The sequence below is a fragment of the Serratia sp. Ag1 genome, assembly GCF_000743355.1.
Taxonomy (GTDB): Bacteria; Pseudomonadota; Gammaproteobacteria; order Enterobacterales; family Enterobacteriaceae; genus Chania.
Map to the genome: position 1 here is coordinate 1 of NZ_JQEI01000066.1, position 19,247 is coordinate 19,247.

At 51.8% G+C, this 19,247-nt stretch carries 15 protein-coding genes and 1 pseudogene; 9 read left to right on the forward strand and 7 right to left on the reverse strand.

Annotation, left to right across the window (positions count from 1 at the left end; genetic code table 11):
• The 3 genes and pseudogenes from IV04_RS26315 to IV04_RS23555 all read right to left on the reverse strand — a co-directional run.
• Nucleotides 1-76 (reverse strand): annotated as a pseudogene (locus IV04_RS26315) (IS200/IS605 family transposase); the annotation flags it as partial.
• A gap of 500 nt (nucleotides 77-576) precedes the next feature.
• Nucleotides 577-879 (reverse strand): hypothetical protein, encoded by a 303-nt coding sequence (locus IV04_RS26320; protein WP_152562952.1) that lies wholly within the window; start codon nucleotides 877-879, stop codon nucleotides 577-579.
• Between the two features lie 231 nt (nucleotides 880-1,110).
• Nucleotides 1,111-1,974: an SIS domain-containing protein gene (locus IV04_RS23555; RefSeq protein WP_037400310.1), complete on the reverse strand. Its 864-nt coding sequence runs from the start codon at nucleotides 1,972-1,974 to the stop codon at nucleotides 1,111-1,113.
• A gap of 324 nt (nucleotides 1,975-2,298) precedes the next feature.
• On the opposite strand from IV04_RS23555, the gene murP reads away from it, so the two are divergent.
• Both murP and IV04_RS23565 read left to right on the forward strand, forming a co-directional pair.
• On the forward strand, nucleotides 2,299-3,744 hold the full coding sequence (gene murP / locus IV04_RS23560) for a PTS N-acetylmuramic acid transporter subunit IIBC (protein ID WP_037400313.1): 1,446 nt from the start codon (nucleotides 2,299-2,301) through the stop codon (nucleotides 3,742-3,744).
• Between the two features lie 119 nt (nucleotides 3,745-3,863).
• On the forward strand, nucleotides 3,864-5,048 hold the full coding sequence (locus IV04_RS23565) for a NupC/NupG family nucleoside CNT transporter (RefSeq protein ID WP_037400316.1): 1,185 nt from the start codon (nucleotides 3,864-3,866) through the stop codon (nucleotides 5,046-5,048).
• A gap of 44 nt (nucleotides 5,049-5,092) precedes the next feature.
• Here IV04_RS23565 and IV04_RS23570 read toward each other — a convergent pair whose 3' ends face one another.
• Nucleotides 5,093-5,530 carry a DUF3574 domain-containing protein gene (locus tag IV04_RS23570; protein ID WP_037400319.1) on the reverse strand — a complete coding sequence of 146 codons (438 nt, stop codon included), beginning with the start codon at nucleotides 5,528-5,530 and terminating at the stop codon, nucleotides 5,093-5,095.
• 127 nt (nucleotides 5,531-5,657) lie between these two features.
• Nucleotides 5,658-7,397 carry an NAD-dependent DNA ligase LigB gene (gene ligB / locus IV04_RS23575; protein WP_051916963.1) on the reverse strand — a complete coding sequence of 580 codons (1,740 nt, stop codon included), beginning with the start codon at nucleotides 7,395-7,397 and terminating at the stop codon, nucleotides 5,658-5,660.
• 303 nt (nucleotides 7,398-7,700) lie between these two features.
• Here ligB and gmk point away from each other — a divergent pair, with 303 nt between their 5' ends.
• From gmk to recG, 5 genes are read left to right on the forward strand one after another with little or no spacing between them, the layout of a single operon-like run.
• Nucleotides 7,701-8,324, forward strand: coding sequence for a guanylate kinase (gmk, locus tag IV04_RS23580; protein ID WP_037400324.1), 624 nt, complete (start codon nucleotides 7,701-7,703; stop codon nucleotides 8,322-8,324).
• Between the two features lie 54 nt (nucleotides 8,325-8,378).
• Entirely contained in the window at nucleotides 8,379-8,654 is a 276-nt protein-coding gene (rpoZ, locus tag IV04_RS23585; protein ID WP_024482945.1) for a DNA-directed RNA polymerase subunit omega, read from the forward strand.
• A gap of 18 nt (nucleotides 8,655-8,672) precedes the next feature.
• On the forward strand, nucleotides 8,673-10,787 hold the full coding sequence (gene spoT, locus IV04_RS23590) for a bifunctional GTP diphosphokinase/guanosine-3',5'-bis pyrophosphate 3'-pyrophosphohydrolase (RefSeq protein ID WP_037400330.1): 2,115 nt from the start codon (nucleotides 8,673-8,675) through the stop codon (nucleotides 10,785-10,787).
• Nucleotides 10,788-10,792: 5 nt separating this feature from the next.
• Nucleotides 10,793-11,491 carry a tRNA (guanosine(18)-2'-O)-methyltransferase TrmH gene (gene trmH, locus IV04_RS23595; RefSeq protein WP_072010965.1) on the forward strand — a complete coding sequence of 233 codons (699 nt, stop codon included), beginning with the start codon at nucleotides 10,793-10,795 and terminating at the stop codon, nucleotides 11,489-11,491.
• A complete protein-coding gene (gene recG, locus IV04_RS23600; protein WP_037400337.1) occupies nucleotides 11,488-13,569 on the forward strand; it encodes an ATP-dependent DNA helicase RecG in 2,082 nt (693 codons plus the stop codon). Before trmH ends, recG begins: the two co-directional genes overlap by 4 nt.
• 36 nt (nucleotides 13,570-13,605) lie before the next feature.
• On the opposite strand, the gene gltS is transcribed toward recG, so the two are convergent.
• Entirely contained in the window at nucleotides 13,606-14,808 is a 1,203-nt protein-coding gene (gene gltS / locus IV04_RS23605; RefSeq protein ID WP_037400340.1) for a sodium/glutamate symporter, read from the reverse strand.
• Nucleotides 14,809-15,045: 237 nt separating this feature from the next.
• On the opposite strand from gltS, the gene IV04_RS23610 reads away from it, so the two are divergent.
• Nucleotides 15,046-16,440: an NCS2 family protein gene (locus IV04_RS23610; RefSeq protein ID WP_037400342.1), complete on the forward strand. Its 1,395-nt coding sequence runs from the start codon at nucleotides 15,046-15,048 to the stop codon at nucleotides 16,438-16,440.
• A 146-nt stretch (nucleotides 16,441-16,586) separates the two neighbouring features.
• Nucleotides 16,587-18,251, forward strand: coding sequence for an AsmA family protein (locus tag IV04_RS23615; protein ID WP_037400344.1), 1,665 nt, complete (start codon nucleotides 16,587-16,589; stop codon nucleotides 18,249-18,251).
• Nucleotides 18,252-18,288: 37 nt separating this feature from the next.
• Here the strand turns inward: IV04_RS23615 and fabY are convergent, their stop codons facing one another.
• The gene (gene fabY / locus IV04_RS23620; protein ID WP_037400347.1) at nucleotides 18,289-19,236 is read right to left on the reverse strand and encodes a fatty acid biosynthesis protein FabY; all 948 of its coding nucleotides are present in this window, start codon (nucleotides 19,234-19,236) and stop codon (nucleotides 18,289-18,291) included.
• Nucleotides 19,237-19,247 lie beyond the last annotated feature (11 nt).

Here is a 19,247-nt window from a genome sequence, read left to right on the forward strand (position 1 = left end):
TCCGGTATTTGGGTGCAAAAACTATATTATATTTACAGTTCCATCGGGTATGCGCTAAGCTCTTTTCGTCCCCCATTGGGAACCCCTTTTGTTTTCTTGTTGAACTTTTGCAGTTGCCAGACCGCAATGTGTTTTAACAAATCAAAAGGGGTTTTTATAGCTGACTTATAGCTGAAAGCTTTACGGAGCCCCCAGCTTATCTGGGGGTTTTCTGAATACAAACCAGAAGGCCCGCATAATAGCGGGCTTTTTTGTTGTCATAAATTAAATATTTAACCCTGTTATTCACTGGACACAATACAGCCCATCTCGATTTTTAGAGGAGCACGAAGAAACAGAAAGTATCCAGATAAATAATTTCCTAACCAAATCAATATCGAGTTATATATATTTATAATTAATTATTTCTTTGGCTTTATTAAAAAAACTTAAACAATCCACATCTCATATATATATTGCGAATAATAAAATAATTATCTATGTTAAAAATTATCGTTTGCAGTATTACAACTTTGCTGCCCAAGAAATGGCTTTATATAACCCGTTGAGCTGCTATTTTACCCAACGCTGTTGAGTTTACGGCTTGAGCTGTGCACGCAAATACGCCAACGCGCTTTGGCTGTAGCTTTCATCCTGTTCAAGTTTAGGGATCAGGCCTTGCGCTTCCAAAACCGTACCGATACGGTGTAATTCCTGATGCTGCGGAAGCACATCGGCAAAAGCATTGAGTAGGATAATCGATGGCATGATCTTGTCTGCACAAGTACCCACAGCACCGGGTTCATCCCCTCTGGCTGGACAAGGAAGATTATCCGAATTACGACACTGACAAGCCTGCAACAAAGTAATTGCCTGCTGAATCTCATGATTCCATGGCATAACCACATTCCCCTAGATTTACCTTTATGCCAGCCGATGAATAATCAGCGATAATCAGTATGCATTCATTATTCACAGTAGAAGAAAAACCTCTAAACCAAGCCAGCTTCGTATGACAAGATAAATTTTTTCAAGAATTGCGCATTGATGTAGGTCACATTGCATAACAATAATTGTGACTCATTATTCTTAAATCAATGAAAAAATTATGTCTAAGCCACTGTCAAAAATCTATTTATTACTCAATTGCTCAACCAACGTCTGGCTCTGCTGAATAAAATGACGGCTCTCTTCACTGTTCTGCTGCATGAGGCTGACAAACAGCAAGTCAATGATTGTGTTTTGCGCCGTTCTGGCGGCGATCGAAGAACTGCGCCAGCGAGTCTCGTCAGCAATAGTATCCAGCGTATAATCCGCCAGCTCTCTCAGTGGGTTATGCTGTAAGGAAGTGATGGCAATCAGAGTCGCCCCCATTTTCTTGGCAACCTCCGCAGCAATCAATATCTCCCGGCGTTTACCGGAGAACGAAATAATGATCTGCACATCAGCAGGGCTCAGGGATTGAGCAACCGTGATTTGAACATGGCTGTCTAGCTCATTCATAACCGAATAACCGATCTTCATCAGCTTATAAGCGAGATCTTTGGCAATCAACGACGAGCCCCCTACGCCGATAATCTGAACCCGTTTAGCCGCCTGAATCTTTAATACCGCCTGCTGCAACTGAGCAAAATCGAGGCTATCGGTGGTATCACGCAACGCCTGCTGCTTCTCCAGAAAGAGCTTCTCCGCAATATCCGGAAGGCTGTCATGGCTGTTGATGCCATTATGGATGTGCGAACTTTGCAATTTCTGCTCTGACGCCTGCTGACCCCATTCTTCAATCAGAGCAATTTTTAGGTGGGTGAAGCCTTTCATTCCCAGCTTCTGGGCAAACTTAATAATGCTGGATTGACTAACCCCCAGAATCATCGCCAAGCTTTGTGAAGAAAGCTGTTTTAGTTTATCCGGATTTTCCAACACATAATCCGCGATCTTACGCTCGCCGGGGGTGAATAACTCTTTGTTATGAATTATTTTTTGCGTATATCTCATCGCGGTAGTGGCTCACATTGTCAGCAAAAAAGCAGGTTCTACCTAGGCTATCTTACGCTGCCAGTGCTTAAAAACAACCTGAGTATAAACTGAGAGGTATGACAAGTTGATTGTGGTCACATAATCACCAATGAAAATAAAATATTTATTGATTTAAATTTTTTAGGAATTAATTATTCCAATGGTTTAAGAAATAACTTTAGACAACAATGAAAATTGATTTATCGACTCTGGTTACTGAAAGCTGGAATCAGGCCAGTACGATTTTAAAACACAAGAACGGTTTTATCCGCGTAGTCTTATCAGAAACAGGACGTCAATCCGATGGCGAAAATAAATGAAGCAATGATAGAACAAATTTTAGGTCATGTTGGCGGCAGCGGTAATATTGCTGTCTGCGGTAACTGCATGACACGGCTGCGCCTAACATTAAGGGACAGGGAACGGGTTGACCGCGATGCACTGAAAAAAATCGCGGGCGTAATGGGTGTTATCGAAGGGGACGACCAGTTACAAATCGTCCTCGGCCCCGGCAAGGCGCAAACCGCTGCCGAAATGATGAATAGCTTGTTAAGCCATGCGGAACAGAACACCACCGACGCGCCTAAAGATCTCAACGCGATTGCGTCAGAGAATAAAAAGCAGCTCAAATCAAAACAAAGCAGTTCTATTCACCAGTTTTTCAGCAAGTTCGCCACCATCTTTACCCCGTTGATTCCCGGTTTTATTGCCGCTGGCCTGTTGCTCGGGATTGCGACCCTGCTCGAGCAAAGTATGGTGATTGGCGTTGAATCCCCCAGCCCTTGGCTACTCAGCGCCATTGGCTATATGAAAGTATTCAGTAAAGGCCTGTTTGCCTTCTTGAGTATTCTGATCGGCCATAACGCACAAAAAGCCTTTGGCGGCACGGGAGTCAATGGAGCCATCATCGCTTCGCTATTTGTACTGGGCTATGTACCCGATGCCAAGGTGGGTTACTACTCCGGTATCGACAGCTTCTTTGGGTTACCTATCGATCCCAGAGGCAGCATTATTGGCGTGCTGATCGCCACTATTATGGGAGCCTGGGTCGAGCGGACAGTTCGGAAGTTTATTCCTGATAACCTGGATATGATACTGACTTCAGTTATCACCCTGTTGATTATGGGTGCCGTGACTTTCGTGGTCATCATGCCCGTGGGTGGGGAGCTGTTCAAAGGAATGTCATGGCTGTTTTTACACCTGAATGGCAACCCGTTTGGCAGCGCCATTCTAGCAGGCTTGTTCCTGCTTGCAGTCATGTTCGGTATTCATCAGGGATTTGTTCCCGTCTATTTCGCCTTGATGGATGCGCAGGGGTTCAACTCACTGTTCCCAATCCTGGCCATGGCTGGCGGTGGGCAAGTGGGTGCTTCAATGGCGCTGTTTGCCAGAGCGAAAGCGGGCGCAGTGCTGCGTACCCAGATCAAGGGAGCGATTATCCCAGGTATCCTTGGCATTGGTGAGCCACTGATTTACGGCGTAACTCTGCCACGGGTGAAACCTTTCATCACCGCCTGTCTTGGCGGTGCCGTCGGCGGGTTCTTTATCGGTATGATCGCATACCTTGGGTTGCCAGTTGGCCTTAACACCGTCTTTGGCCCGTCCGGTATCGTATCAATTCCACTGATGACGTCCGCGCAGGGAATTTATGCCGGGATCATGGTTTATACCGCCGGATTGCTGGTGTCTTACACGGCTGGTTTCATTTTAACCTGGTTCTTTGGCAGCAAGAATGTTGACTTGAGCTAACAACCAGATAACCGGGGAATAGCGCAGACGAGCCATCCCCGGTTAACCATCCTGCTGACGAGCTGCAGCAAATTAGGTATAAGTACTTCTTTCTAGCCTGTATGCTCCTCGGACTGTTTATGTCGCAAATTTTGCACTTTATTCTGGCGTTGGTCGTTATCATCGCCCTTGCGTTACTGGTCAGTAACGATCGTAAGAAAATCCGCCCACGTTATATTATCCAACTGCTGGTGATTGAAGCGGTTCTGGCCTATTTCTTCCTGCACTCGGAAAGCGGTCTCGGTGTCATTAAACATGTGGCTGGCTTCTTTGAAACCCTGTTGACCTTTGCTGCACAGGGATCTGACTTTGTCTTCGGTGGCATGAGCAAAGCAGGGCTATCGTTTATCTTCCTTGGCGTTTTGTGCCCAATCATCTTTATTTCTGCGCTGATCGGTATCTTGCAACATTTCCGTATCTTGCCGCTGATTATCCGCGCGGTAGGTACGTTGCTCTCCAAAGTAAACGGCATGGGCAAACTGGAATCTTTCAACGCCGTCAGTACGTTGGTGCTGGGCCAATCTGAAAACTTTATTGCTTACAAAGGCATTATTGCGGATATCTCCCCCCGCCGGATGTACACCATGGCAGCCACGGCAATGTCGACGGTATCAATGTCGATCGTCGGCGCTTATATGGTGATGATCGACGCCAAATACGTGGTAGCCGCATTAATTCTCAACATGTTCAGCACCTTTATCATTCTTTCCATTATCAATCCCTATCAGATTGAGGATGAACCGGAACTGAAACTAAGCAAACTGCATGAAGATCAGAGTTTTTTTGAAATGCTGGGGGAATACATCTTGGCGGGTTTCAAAATCGCCATGATTATTGCCGCCATGCTGATCGGGTTTATTGCTCTCATCGCCGCGGTAAACGCCATCTTTGCTGCAATTTTCGGCATCAGCTTCCAGCAAATTCTGGGTTATGTGTTCTATCCGCTTGCCTGGCTGATCGGGATCCCCACAAGCGATGCGCTGCAGGCTGGCAGCATCATGGCAACCAAACTGGTCGCCAATGAGTTTGTGGCCATGATCGAACTGAAAAAAATCGCTGCGGAAATGTCGCCGCGTGGATTGGGTATTCTCTCCGTCTTCCTGGTGTCTTTCGCCAACTTTGCTTCCATCGGCATCGTTGCCGGTGCTATCAAGGGCCTCAACGAGCAACAGGGCAACGTCGTTTCACGCTTCGGCCTGAAACTGGTTTATGGTTCAACCTTGGTCAGCCTGCTTTCAGCGGCGGTTGCCGGGTTGGTGCTCTAAACCGATATTCCGGCTTGCCGCGCAACCAGCAAGCCGGAAACGCATCAAAACGCCACACAGACCAGCGTATCAACCCGCATCACAGAATCCTGTACGAACTGCTGCTTATAAAGGCTACGCAGCGCTTCAATCTTCTGCTCACTTTCAGCATCCGATGTATGAATCAACATCAGCGCTTTACTGTTTTCCCGCACCAATTTACCGTCGTTCCCCAACCATTGCCCTTTAGCCTCAAATACCGATAACCCTTCTTTAAAACGCGGGGTCACTTGTTGATCGATAAAGGACTGCCACTCCGCAGAGGTAATCACCGGCCCAACCGGGCGGTTCAAACCGAAATAAAGCGTGGTCTGCGTCATGGGATCGCCAACGCTGCAGGAGAGTACCGACGTTTGTGATGCCACTTTCTGGGCCGGAGCTACGCAGCCGTTTAGCAATACGGCTAATGTAACAACCGCTGCCAGCATTACGTTATGTCTCATCTTATTTTCGTTTTCCTTAAAAGTGGTTATTCCAGAACAAGACTAAATACCATAGAAAACAACACAAAAAGTACAATCATCACGCAGGATTATCAGTAAGTGTGCCGAGCATAAATTACACCCCCTACTATTCAGCCTGACTCAGCATCATGGAATGATTAGGTAACGATTTGAACCCATTGATTTCTTGCTCTAACAAAGTGCTAGCCAGCCCGATGATTACCGGTGATTGTAGAAAAGTATGGAGCTGTTGGGCTCTTTTGGCACCAATCCCGGCCACTTTCTGCCATTTTTCTGGCGTTATCTGTTGTATTTGTTGCCAGTCTTGCGCTTGGGCAGCGGTAACCTGAATCGGTGAAAGCGGTGCCCCAAGTGCAATTAGCCAACGCTCGAATGGCTGTTGACGCGCTTGGCGAAACACCTGATAAAGCGCCTGTGCACGCTTGCTCCCAATACCCGGCACACCATTCAGCTGCTCTGGCGTTAACACCAACCAATCGAGCAAATCATCAACCAGCCCCTGATCGATTAACGATTGCCACCCAGCCTCATTCAGTCCGCGCATGTTCAACCCGTGAATACTGCTCAGCCATACCAGACGCGCCAGGAACTGCTGATGACAACCAGGCTGCAACGTAAAACAGCTCAACAGATGGTAATTCTCAGGATTGGGTGCTTCAAGAGCTTGTCGCTCGACTGCTCGCCACACGACGCGATTAAGATGCGGGATGCCATGCCCCATCAGGCTAATGGCAATATGGTCACCCGGTGCAATATCCCATTTCTGCCACAGTGGCAATGAACCCAGGTTAACGCGCTGAATCCATTTATCATCCATCCGCACCGGATCCAGGAGCAATATCACAGTGATTTTTCCGGTACGGCCTACACCAAATTCCACGTCCGTCACTCTGGCTACCTGCTGAGCCGGTGGGTATTTCCAGGCAACCGCCCAATCGCCGGGTTTGGTTTGCCAATAACGCCCCTCAGGAACCAGCCCTTGATGGATAACAATACCGTCAGTAACAAAGGGTAAAGGAGAACGATGCCAGGATGTGCGCCACTTCTCCACCTCATCCGGCGTCTTGACCGGTTGTGAATATTGCTGGGTGAACGCAAAACCCATCTCCGTCAGTTGCTGCAACCGTTCGGCCATCTGCAGTGGGCCATCAGGCCATGCCCAAATAAACAGACCAAGCTGTTTCAGTTCAGGGGTAAACTGCTTACGCATCAGCATACCGGCGACTTTCGCCCGTGCGTTGATCCCCCCAAACGTTTGCTGACGATGATCGTTCACCAGCAGGAACAATTCACCCTGTAACACCAAGTGTGCGGGAGAGCGCGGCAACTCTTGGGGAACGGCAGGAATGACTCTGACTTTGTCCAACCAGTCTTCACCTTTCACCCCGTTGCCCCTACTGATCGCGCTGACCAGTTTCCCTTGTTGATAAACCAACGTGATCGCCACACCATCAATCTTGGGTTGAACCCACAAATCACTGCGGCCTTGCATCCACTGCGCCACTGCAACGCGATCTGGCAGCTTTCGCAGGCCGGTCTGAGCAACGGGATGTGGCGTTTTACCTTCGGGTAGCGTCGGCTTGATGTCTGGCAATGGCAGCTTATTGGCGCAGCTTTGCCACTGTTGCCGTTGCTGCAGCAAGCTGTCATAAATCTCGTCATCCACCAAACTGTGGCCCTGCTGGTAATAAGCCTCATCCCAGCGCTCCAACTGGCTATTTAGTGCCGCTATCTCCAATTGCAACCTTTCTGGCCGCCAGCTTGGGCACGTTTGGGCCCAAGCCGAGCTACACAAAAGCGCCATGGCTACCAGCATATTCCTGATGTAATTACTGCATCCCAACATCGCGCACCTCCTTGGTACGGCGCAGTAAACTTGGTACGGCGCAGTAAAAACGGAAACGGAATGATTGGCGATGGTTAAAAATCAGGAATGCAAAGCACCTCCAGAAAGTAATGAACGTTTGCTGAAAACGTCGAAAACTTCCAGACATGTTACGCAAATCGGCGTTTTTCCCCTGTTTTTAACAGAAAGCAGCGGCCAAAATGCGACCCAACGCTGCATACCGGGCTTTAGCCGTGTATACTGTGCGGAGAAAATACACATCTGCTGTTACTGGCTTATCAACCGCTATCAACGAACATCATCATGGCTCAAGGCACACTTTATATTGTCTCTGCACCCAGTGGCGCAGGGAAATCAAGCCTGATTCAGGCTTTATTAAAGACACAACCGCTGTACGACACGCAGGTTTCGGTTTCACACACCACGCGCGCAAACCGCCCGGGTGAAAACCATGGCGAGCATTATTTCTTCGTTTCCAAAGACGAATTTCGCCTTATGATTGAGCAAGATGAGTTTCTTGAGCACGCAGAAGTGTTCGGCAATTATTACGGCACGTCACGTGCTGCGATTGAGCAGGTGCTTTCGACCGGTGTCGATGTCTTCCTGGATATCGATTGGCAAGGAGCGCAGCAGATCCGTGCCAAAATGCCCCAATCGCGCAGTATTTTTATCCTGCCACCATCAAAAGAAGAGTTGGGCCGCCGCCTGAGAGGCCGCGGGCAAGACGCTGATGAGGTGATAGCCAGGCGCATGGCGCAAGCCGTTGCAGAAATGACGCATTACGCGGAGTATGATTATTTAATCGTGAATGATGATTTCGATCTGGCGCTGTCCGATCTGAAAACCATTATTCGCGCCGAACGTTTGCGTTTAAGCCGGCAAATGCTGCGGCATGACGCTTTAATCAGCAAACTATTGGCAGACTGAGGGCAGTTTCAGTATCATGCCCAGTCTTTTCGTCACCTGTGGAGTAGCACAAATATGGCACGCGTAACTGTTCAAGACGCTGTAGAGAAAATTGGTAACCGTTTTGACCTGGTGTTGGTCGCTGCTCGTCGGGCGCGTCAAATCCAGACCGGCGGTAAAGACGCTCTGGTACCAGAAGAGAATGATAAGTACACCGTTATCGCTCTGCGTGAAATCGAAGAAGGGCTGATTAACAGCCAGATCCTTGATGTCCGTGAGCGCCAAGAACAGCAAGAGCAGGAAGCCGCAGAGATTCAAGCGGTGACCGCCATTGCTGAAGGCCGTCGTTAATTAGACTGTGAGTCTGCCTTGTACCTGTTTGAAAGCCTGAATCTGCTGATTCAACGTTACTTGCCTGAGGAGCAGATTAAACGCCTCAAACAGGCATACCTTGTTGCACGTGATGCTCACGAGGGGCAGACACGCTCCAGCGGTGAGCCCTACATTACTCACCCGGTTGCCGTAGCCTGTATTCTGGCGGAAATGCGTCTCGACTATGAAACGCTGATGGCCGCTCTGCTGCACGACGTCATTGAAGATACCGCAGCCACCTATCAGGATATGGAACAACTGTTTGGCAAAAGTGTTGCTGAACTGGTTGAGGGCGTATCCAAGCTCGACAAGCTGAAATTCCAGGATAAGAAAGAAGCACAGGCGGAAAACTTCCGCAAAATGATCATGGCGATGGTACAAGACATCCGCGTCGTGCTGATCAAACTGGCTGACCGCACCCACAACATGCGGACCCTCGGTTCGCTGCGCCCCGACAAGCGGCGGCGCATTGCGCGTGAAACCCTGGAAATCTACAGCCCACTAGCGCACCGGCTGGGTATTCACCATCTGAAGATCGAACTGGAAGAGTTGGGTTTTGAGGCACTTTATCCGAACCGTTACCGGGTCATCAAAGCCGTGGTGAAAGCCGCGCGCGGTAACCGTAAGGAGATGATCCAGAAGATTCTTTCCGAGATCGAAGGGCGTTTAACCGAAGCCGGTATCCCCTGCCGCGTCAGCGGGCGGGAAAAGCATCTCTATTCCATCTACTGCAAGATGCACCTGAAAGAACAGCGTTTCCATTCGATTATGGACATCTACGCTTTCCGGGTGATCGTGAAAGAAGTCGATACCTGTTATCGCGTTCTGGGTCAGGCACATAGCCTGTATAAGCCACGCCCTGGGCGAGTAAAAGACTACATCGCCATTCCTAAGGCCAACGGCTATCAATCGCTGCATACTTCGTTGATCGGCCCACACGGTGTGCCGGTAGAAGTTCAGATCCGTACCGAAGATATGGATCAGATGGCAGAGATGGGGGTTGCCGCGCATTGGGCCTATAAAGAGCGGGCTCCGGGCGAAACGAGCGGTACAACGGCACAAATTCGTGCTCAACGTTGGATGCAGAGCTTGCTCGAGCTGCAACAGAGTGCTGGCAGCTCATTTGAATTTATCGAAAGCGTAAAATCTGATCTGTTCCCGGATGAGATTTACGTTTTCACCCCGGAAGGGCGCATTGTTGAACTCCCTGCGGGTGCAACACCGGTTGACTTTGCCTATGCAGTGCATACCGATATCGGCCATGCCTGCGTGGGCGCACGCGTCGATCGCCAACCGTATCCGTTGTCACAATCGCTATCCAGCGGCCAGACGGTGGAAATCATCACCGCACCGGGTGCTCGGCCGAACGCTGCCTGGCTGAACTTTGTCGTCAGTTCAAAGGCTCGCGCTAAAATCCGCCAGATGCTGAAAAACCTCAAGCGTGACGACTCCGTCAGCCTGGGGCGCCGTTTGCTAAACCACGCGTTAGGCGGCAGCCGTAAGCTTTCTGAAGTGCCGCAGGAAAACATCCAGCACGAGTTGGAACGCATGAAGCTGGCCACGCTGGACGACTTACTGGCCGAGATCGGCCTCGGCAATACCATGAGCGTGGTCATAGCGAAGAATTTACAGGGCGATCACTCCAGCCTCGGTGCTTCTTCCGGCGTGCGTAATCTGGCAATTAAAGGGGCTGATGGTGTCCTTATTACCTTCGCCAAATGTTGCCGCCCGATTCCTGGCGATCCGATTATTGCCCACGTCAGCCCCGGTAAGGGGTTGGTAATCCACCATGAATCCTGCCGCAACATCCGTGGTTACCAGAAAGAGCCTGAGAAATTTATGGCGGTAGAGTGGGACCTGGAAACTGAGCAGGAATTCATTGCTGAAATCAAGGTGGATATGTTTAACCATCAGGGCGCATTGGCGAATCTGACGGCGGCGATTAATGCTGCAGGCTCGAATATTCAAAGCCTGAATACCGAAGAAAAAGATGGCCGTGTCTACAGCGCCTTTATCCGCTTAACCACTCGCGATCGCATCCATTTGGCAAATGTTATGCGCAAGATTCGTATCATGCCGGATGTCATTAAAGTTAACCGTAACCGAAACTAGCGCTTATGAGCCCTGAACGTTATGCACGGATTTGTGAAATGCTGGCCACCCGGCAGCCCGATCTGACAGTCTGTCTGGAGCAAGTGCACAAGCCGCATAACGTCTCTGCCATTATTCGCACGGCTGATGCCGTCGGTGTACATCAGGTGCATGCCGTGTGGCCAACCGCCCGGATGCGCACGCTGGTTTCTTCTGCCGCTGGCAGCAACAGTTGGGTTAACGTCAAAACCCACCCCACCATTGCCAGCGCCGTAACACATATGAAAAGCCAGGGGATGCAAATTCTGGCTACCCATCTTTCTGCACGGGCCGTCGATTTCCGCGAGGTAGACTACACCCGCCCAACCTGTGTGCTTTTGGGGCAGGAGAAAACCGGCATCACCGAAGAAGCGCTGGCGCTGGCGGATCAGGACATCATTATTCCGATGATCGGCATGGTGCAATCACTCAATGTTTCCGTAGCTTCGGCATTAATCCTGTACGAAGCACAGCGCCAGCGGCAAAACGCGGGGATGTACCGCCGTGAACACAGTGCACTGAGTAAAGAAGAGCAACAACGCCTGCTGTTTGAAGGCGGTTATCCGGTACTGGCCAATGTTGCCAAACGCAAGGGGCTGCCACGCCCGCATATTGATGAACAGGGCCAAGTGATTGCCGATGCACAATGGTGGGCAACCATGCAGGCAACCACGGTACGTCGATGAAAGGCCGCCTGCTGGATGCCGTCCCTCTTACAACACTTTCCGGGGTTGGAGCCAGCCAGGCAGCTAAACTAGCCAAAATCGGCCTGAATACCATTCAAGATCTCCTGCTACACCTGCCTCTGCGTTACGAAGACCGCACCCGCCTTTACCCGATCAACGATCTGTTGCCCGGCATTTTTGCCACGGTAGAGGGGGAAGTGCTGCGCAGCGATATCAGTTTTGGTCGCCGCCGCATGCTGACCTGCCAGATCAGCGACGGTACTGGCCTTCTCACCCTGCGTTTCTTCAATTTCAACGCCGCGATGAAGAACAGCCTGGCGACTGGCCGCCGCATAACGGCTTACGGTGAAATCAAACGCGGCAATCACGGGGCCGAAATCATCCATCCTGAATATCGTATTCAGGGTGAAAACAGTGAGGTTGAGCTGCAAGAAGCCCTGACACCGGTCTACCCCACCACCGAAGGTGTCCGTCAGGCCACGCTGCGCAAGTTGACCGATCAGGCCCTGGAACTGTTGCATACCTGTGCCATCGCCGAATTACTGCCAGCAGAACTGAGCGGTGGATTAATCAGCCTGCCGCAGGCGCTACATACCCTGCACCGCCCACCGCCGGATATCCAGCTAGCCGATCTGGAGCAGGGTAAACATCCGGCACAGAAACGCCTGATACTGGAAGAACTGCTGGCGCATAATCTCAGCATGTTGGCCGTACGCGCAGGCGCACAAAGCTATAAAGCCCTGTCGCTGATGCCAGACGATCGGTTGAAAAACCGCTTCCTCGCTCAGTTGCCGTTTGCCCCTACCGGTGCACAGAACCGCGTGGTCGCTGATATCGAAGCCGATATGCAGAAAGATTTCCCGATGATGCGCCTGGTGCAAGGGGATGTCGGTTCAGGTAAAACCCTGGTTGCAGCACTGGCCGCCCTGCGTGCTATCGCTCACGGCAAACAGGTGGCACTGATGGCTCCGACCGAACTACTGGCCGAACAGCACGCCAATAACTTCCGCCAGTGGTTTGAACCACTGGGCATTGAAGTGGGCTGGCTGGCAGGGAAGCAAAAAGGCAAAGCGCGCATCGCGCAACAGGACGCGATCGCCAGTGGGCAAGTTTCGATGGTGGTAGGAACCCACGCGATCTTTCAGGAGCAGGTTCAGTTCAACGGCCTGGCGTTGGTGATCATCGATGAACAGCACCGCTTTGGTGTACATCAACGGTTGGCCCTGTGGGAAAAGGGTGAAGAACAAGGGTTTCATGCTCACCAATTGATCATGACCGCTACGCCCATCCCGCGCACGCTGGCGATGACTGCTTATGCCGATCTCGATACATCCGTTATCGATGAACTGCCGCCCGGCCGCACGCCAGTGACCACCGTGGCTATCCCTGATACCCGGCGGGCCGATATCATTCAGCGGGTAAAAAGCGCCTGTATAGAAGAAAATCGCCAAGCGTATTGGGTTTGTACGCTGATCGAAGAATCTGACCTGCTGGAAGCTCAGGCAGCAGAAGCCACTTGGGAAGAGCTGAAAGCGGCCTTGCCGGAACTGAAAGTGGCTCTGGTACATGGCCGCATGAAAGCGCCGGAGAAACAGGCAGTGATGCAGGCCTTCAAACAGGGTGAATTGCAGTTACTGGTCGCCACCACGGTGATTGAGGTGGGCGTAGACGTGCCCAATGCCAGCCTGATGATTATCGAAAACCCGGAGCGGCTCGGGCTGGCGCAGTTACACCAGCTACGTGGCCGCGTTGGCCGTGGTGCCGTCGCTTCTCATTGTGTGTTGCTGTATAAAACCCCGCTCAGCAAAACAGCGCAAAAACGCCTTCAGGTACTGCGCGACAGTAACGATGGCTTTGTGATTGCCCAGCGCGATCTGGAAATTCGTGGACCAGGCGAATTGCTGGGCACGCGCCAAACCGGCAGTGCAGAATTCCGAGTCGCCGATCTGCTGCGCGATCAGGCGATGATCCCAGAAGTTCAGCGCGTAGCCCGCCATATTCACCAGCATTATCCCCAACATGCTCACGCCCTGATTGAGCGCTGGCTGCCCGAAACCGCCCGCTATTCTAACGCCTGATTCTGTCGCCCTCACCTGCAGAGAAGGCGACCTCATTTAGCCAAACATCGGCAGCATCAGATACAGCTTAATCACGATGGCATTGGCGATATCAATGAAAAATGCCCCAACCATTGGCACAACAAGGAATGACAGGTGCGAAGGGCCAAAGCGCTCGGTAATCGCCTGCATGTTGGCAATCGCGGTTGGCGTCGCCCCCATGCCAAAACCACAGTGCCCAGCAGCCAGCACCGCAGCATCATAGTTTCTCCCCATTACGCGATAGGTCACAAAAATCGCATACAGCGCCATCACCAGCGCTTGCACCACCAGAATCGCCAGCATCGGTAGTGCGAGAGAAGCCAGCTCCCACAAACGCAGGCTCATTAGCGCCATCGCCAAAAAGAGAGACAGGCTGACGTTACCCAGCACCGAAACAGCACGCTCAAACACCGTATAGAAACCGGTGACTGACAGCGTGTTGCTGAGGATCACCCCAACAAACAGGACGCAAACAAAAGTGGGTAACTCGAAGGCGCTGCCATTGAGTAACCCAAAAATAAACTTCCCGAGACTCAGGCAGATCGCAATCATGGCAATGGTTTCAATCATCACCAGTGAAGTGATCATGCGGCCACTTTCCGGCTTTTCAAAACCGCTCGGTTGCACGCTATCTTCCGGCGACCCTTCCGGGGTTGAGGAGTGTTTCACCAGATAACGTGCCACTGGGCCACCGATCAATCCCCCCAAAACCAAGCCGAAGGTGGCGCAGGCTATCGCGACCTCTGTCGCATTCTCAAACCCATAGCGTTCAATAAACACTTTGCTCCAGGCAGCGCCTGTCCCGTGGCCACCAGAAAGTGTGATCGAGCCCGCGATCAATCCCATCAACGGATTCAAACCGAGCATTTTCGCCATACCAATCCCAATGGCATTCTGCACCAGCAGCAAGCCCAGAACGACAAACACGAACACAAACAGTGCCTTGCCCCCGGCACGCAAACGCGCCAGGTTGGCGTTCAGGCCGATGGTGGCGAAAAAAGCCAGCATCAACGGGTCTCTCAGCGACATATCAAAGCTGACTTCCCAATTGGCAGTTTTTTTCACCAGCAGCAACAGCAGTGCGACCAGCAAGCCACCCGCAACCGGAGCCGGAATAGTATATTTTCTCAACAAAGGGATGGAACGTACACATTTGCCCCCAAGGAGCAAAACCAGTGTGGCAGCCACTAAAGTGCCGTAGGTATCGAGATGGAACATCTCAAGTACTCCGTGTCAGATTCGATATACAATAAATTATAAACCATAATTTTAGTCAGGCTTTTAACGCATTGAACAATAAAATATTAGTGGAAAAGGCTAATAGTTAAAGGAAAAATGAACGAAAATGTGACAATCACGCTGTCGGTTTCAACAAAAATATTAATGCGCAACCGTTTGCTTTTGTGATTCGGATCATTAAAATGCTTCCTTTGCCGTTTCAGGGAACGCCACACCATGTCCATCCAATCTGCTGAGCTTGATACCGCGCAACAGGCAACAGCAACCTCCCCACGCACCAGTGAACTGATTTATCGTCTGGAAGATCGCCCGCCGTTGCCGCAAACCCTGTTTGCGGCCGGTCAGCATCTGCTGGCAATGTTTGTCGCCGTGATCACTCCGGCCCTGTTGATCTGCCAGGCACTCGGTTTGCCAGCGCAAGATACCCAGCACATCATCAGTATGTCGCTGTTTGCTTCAGGTTTGGCCTCGATTCTGCAAATCAAAACCTGGGGCCCGGTGGGTTCTGGCCTACTGTCCATTCAAGGCACCAGCTTTAACTTTGTCTCACCGTTGATTATGGGTGGGCTGGCGCTGAAAAATGGTGGGGCCGACGTCCCAACCATGATGGCGGCACTGTTTGGCACACTGATGGTCGCTTCCTGCACTGAAATCCTGTTATCAAGGGTGCTGCACCTGGCGCGTCGCATTATTACTCCGCTGGTATCCGGTATTGTGGTGATGATCATTGGCCTTTCGCTGATTCAGGTGGGCCTCACGTCCATCGGCGGGGGTTATGCAGCCATGAACGACAATACCTTTGGCGCACCGAAAAACCTGCTGTTGGCGGGTGTCGTGCTGGTGGTCATCATTCTGCTTAACCGCCAACGCAATCCTTACCTGCGTGTGGCTTCGCTGGTGATCGCTATGGCGGTAGGGTATCTGCTAGCCTGGGCGATGGGCATGCTGCCGGAAACCCAACCCGCTACCTCTGCTGCCACGATCAATATTCCAACGCCGCTGTATTACGGTTTGGGTTTTGACTGGAACCTGCTGTTGCCACTGATGCTGATCTTTATGGTGACCTCGCTGGAGACCATTGGTGATATCACAGCCACCTCCGACGTTTCCGAACAACCGGTCAGCGGCCCGCTGTATATGAAGCGCCTGAAAGGTGGCGTGCTGGCCAACGGCCTGAATTCGATGCTGTCCGCTGTGTTCAACACCTTCCCTAACTCCTGCTTTGGCCAGAATAACGGGGTGATCCAACTCACTGGCGTGGCCAGCCGCTACGTTGGCTTTGTCGTCGCGCTGATGCTGATTGTTCTTGGGTTGTTCCCTGCGGTAGCCGGTATTGTGATGCATATTCCAGAACCTGTGCTGGGTGGTGCCACCATTGTGATGTTCGGTACCATCGCCGCTTCCGGCGTGCGCATCGTTTCCCGCGAGACCCTGAACCGCCGGGCGATCATGATTATGGCACTGTCGCTGGCGGTCGGAATGGGCGTTTCTCAGCAACCACTGATCCTGCAATTTGCACCAGATTGGCTGAAAACCCTGTTCTCTTCCGGCATCGCCGCCGGGGGAATCACAGCCATTGTCTTGAACCTGCTGTTCCCGCAGGAAAAATAACCAATTCTCTCCAGAATAGAAAAATGGCCGGTAGCGAACAGCTATCGGCCATTTTTTATTGTCTTTCAGGCTATTATTGCACTTGAGCTAACGGGATAATTGCGGCATAAACTGGATATCTTTTCTGACCGCTACGGATTCGGACGATGAAATTTATCGGAAAACTGTTGCTGACGTTGTTACTGCTGGTGGCGCTCGCCGTAGTGCTGCTATACGTCTTGGGGCAAACACGCTGGGCTGCGGGCTGGATGAGCCGTTGGATCAGCAATAACAGTGAATACCGCCTATCGGTGGAAAAAATCACCCACTCATGGAGCAAACCTGGGCAAATCACGCTGGAAGATGTCACCCTGGCTCAGGCTGACCAGCCACAGGCGTTAGCCGCCAAGCAGGTGGATTTTGCCTTTAGCCTGCGGCAAATCACTGAACCCGGTTACTTCAGCAGTGTGACGCTGCGTGACGGGACACTCAACGCACAATCACAGCAAAGCATCAGCTTGCCGTTCAAAGCAGACACACTGCAGTTGAGCAACATGGCGTTGCAATCCAACCATGCAGACTGGCGCTTGAATGCTCAAAAAGTGAATGCCGGGATCACTCCTTGGCAGCCGACAATCGCTCATGTGCTGGGTGCAAACTACCAGTTTCAATTCAGTGCGGGCCTGATGGTGTTAAACGGTGTTCCAGCTTCACAGGTGCTGGTGCAAGGTGAAGTCAGGCAAGATCAGCTGATTCTGAGCGATTTCGGTGCCGATCTGGCCCAAGGCGATCTGACCGGCGTTGCCAGCCGGGCCGCTGACGGTAGCTGGCTGGTCGAGCGCCTGCGCCTGAGTAACGTGCGCCTGCAAACCCCACTGACGCTGGAACAGCTCTGGGAGCGGGTTATTGCACTACCACCGATCACGGTGAAGCGCTTTGATTTGATTGATGCGCGCCTGGAAGGAGAAGATTGGGCAATTAACGATCTCGATTTATCGCTGCAAAACGTCACGTTCCAACAGGGTGATTGGAGTAGCCAGGAGGGAACGCTCAGTTTTAACGCAGGCGATCTTATCTACGGTAATTTCCATCTGGTCGATCCGATCATCAATATGCAACTGTCTCCAGCTGGTGCCACCATCCAACAGTTCACCACCCGTTGGGAAGGTGGGCTGTTACGCACTTCCGGTCATTGGCAGCGGGCTAACAAGCGCTTGCAACTCGATGAAGTGGCCATGGCCGCGCTGGAGTATACCTTGCCCATTAATTGGCGGGCACTCTGGTTGCAGCCACTACCTAGCTGGTTGGCACAGGTGTATATCGGCAAACTGACGACCAATCGTAATCTGATTATCGATATCAACCCGGATTTCCCTTTCCAGATCACTGCGCTGGATGGTTACGGCAGCAACCTGCTGCTGGCCAACGATCATCAATGGGGCATCTGGTCCGGTTCGTTGAAGCTCAATGGCAGCGATGCTACCTTCAACAAGGTTGACGTGCGTCGCCCTTCTCTGGCTCTGGAAGCCGACGCGCAGCAGATCAACGTTACCGAACTGAGCGCCTTTATGCCGGATGGCCTGTTGGACGCCAAAGCCAACGTCAGCCAGCAACCCGGCAAACCATTTACGCTGTCTTTTGATGGGCGCTCAGTGCCATTAAATACCTTACAGCAGTGGGGATGGCAGCCGGTGCCGTTAGAAGGCGAGGGTAACCTGCAATTGCAGTTGAAAGGGATGCTGAACGGGGATGGGCCGTTCAAGTCTTCACTGCAGGGCCACTTGCAGGCCACCAGCAAAGAAGGGCAAACGCTAGAACAACAACTACCGTAATCAATCCAGGCCCGGCAAAACCGGGCCTGGATGACAGTTAACTGGCTATCGCCTCGGAACCGCCTTTGTCCAACGGCTCATCAGGTTCAGCAGGCAGCACCATATAGGTGCCCTCAAAAATTGCCCCTTTATCCTCATCACCGAATAAATGCACTTCCGCCTGCACGCGCGCCCGGCGGCCACGCGCCAAGCGAGCGAGATCGCCGCTGAGTGAACTGAGATCCGCCACGGCTCGCGGGCGGCCAGTGATCGGTTTGCTGTAACGGATATGGGCATCCGCCAGAATAATGGTGCCGCCAAGATGGCGCTCACGCAGCAGCAACCAGATCAACCCCCAAGCAGTTAACGTCGCCAATGAAAACAGGCTACCGGCAAACAGCGTATGGTGCGGGTTCTGATTGCCCACCTCTGGCATGGTGGTGACAAAACGCTGGCCGGTATACTGGCTGATGCGCACCCCCATCTTTTCGCTCAGCGGAATATGCTCGTACCAAGCCTGTTGCAGTTGGCCACACCAGTCAGGGCGATGCAGGATATCATCCAGCGTTGCTACCGGTTTAATCATCAGGTAATGGCGCACTGGCGTAGTTTGCGGTGCAGTAATCTCGCCCTGATTGACAAAGCCCAGTTTGGCAAAGAAATCGACGGCATCCTCACGTGCGCTACACACCACCCGCTTTACCCCTTCCTGACGTGCGACCGATTCCAGGGTCATCGCTACCAGCGTACCCAGGCCTTTATCTTGTAACGTGGGATCGACCGCCAGAAAGCGGATAGCGGCTTCATTATCTGCATTAATATACAGCCGCCCAATCGCCACGATCTTGCCAGCCTCATCCACCACCATCTGGTGGTGCGCCATCGCGTCGTAAGCATCCTTTTCCGAACCCACTGGCTGGTGCAATGGCTTGCGCAGCATTTCCCAACGAAACTGGTAATACGCTTTCAGTTCTTGTTCTGTTACGGGGACTCGTAGGTGATACATAGACGCCTTCT

What these genes read in the sequence shown, in the direction of transcription:
- IV04_RS23615 (WP_037400344.1), top strand. Translation starts at nt 16,587, where the DNA reads ATGAAATTTATCGGAAAACTGTTGCTGACGTTGTTACTGCTGGTGGCG.
- trmH (WP_072010965.1), top strand. Translation starts at nt 10,793, where the DNA reads ATGAGCCCTGAACGTTATGCACGGATTTGTGAAATGCTGGCCACCCGG.
- IV04_RS26320 (WP_152562952.1), bottom strand. Translation starts at nt 879, where the DNA reads ATGCCATGGAATCATGAGATTCAGCAGGCAATTACTTTGTTGCAGGCT.
- gmk (WP_037400324.1), top strand. Translation starts at nt 7,701, where the DNA reads ATGGCTCAAGGCACACTTTATATTGTCTCTGCACCCAGTGGCGCAGGG.
- IV04_RS23610 (WP_037400342.1), top strand. Translation starts at nt 15,046, where the DNA reads ATGTCCATCCAATCTGCTGAGCTTGATACCGCGCAACAGGCAACAGCA.
- fabY (WP_037400347.1), bottom strand. Translation starts at nt 19,236, where the DNA reads ATGTATCACCTACGAGTCCCCGTAACAGAACAAGAACTGAAAGCGTAT.
- rpoZ (WP_024482945.1), top strand. Translation starts at nt 8,379, where the DNA reads ATGGCACGCGTAACTGTTCAAGACGCTGTAGAGAAAATTGGTAACCGT.
- IV04_RS23565 (WP_037400316.1), top strand. Translation starts at nt 3,864, where the DNA reads ATGTCGCAAATTTTGCACTTTATTCTGGCGTTGGTCGTTATCATCGCC.
- recG (WP_037400337.1), top strand. Translation starts at nt 11,488, where the DNA reads ATGAAAGGCCGCCTGCTGGATGCCGTCCCTCTTACAACACTTTCCGGG.
- gltS (WP_037400340.1), bottom strand. Translation starts at nt 14,808, where the DNA reads ATGTTCCATCTCGATACCTACGGCACTTTAGTGGCTGCCACACTGGTT.
- ligB (WP_051916963.1), bottom strand. Translation starts at nt 7,397, where the DNA reads ATGTTGGGATGCAGTAATTACATCAGGAATATGCTGGTAGCCATGGCG.
- murP (WP_037400313.1), top strand. Translation starts at nt 2,299, where the DNA reads ATGGCGAAAATAAATGAAGCAATGATAGAACAAATTTTAGGTCATGTT.
- IV04_RS23555 (WP_037400310.1), bottom strand. Translation starts at nt 1,974, where the DNA reads ATGAGATATACGCAAAAAATAATTCATAACAAAGAGTTATTCACCCCC.
- IV04_RS23570 (WP_037400319.1), bottom strand. Translation starts at nt 5,530, where the DNA reads ATGAGACATAACGTAATGCTGGCAGCGGTTGTTACATTAGCCGTATTG.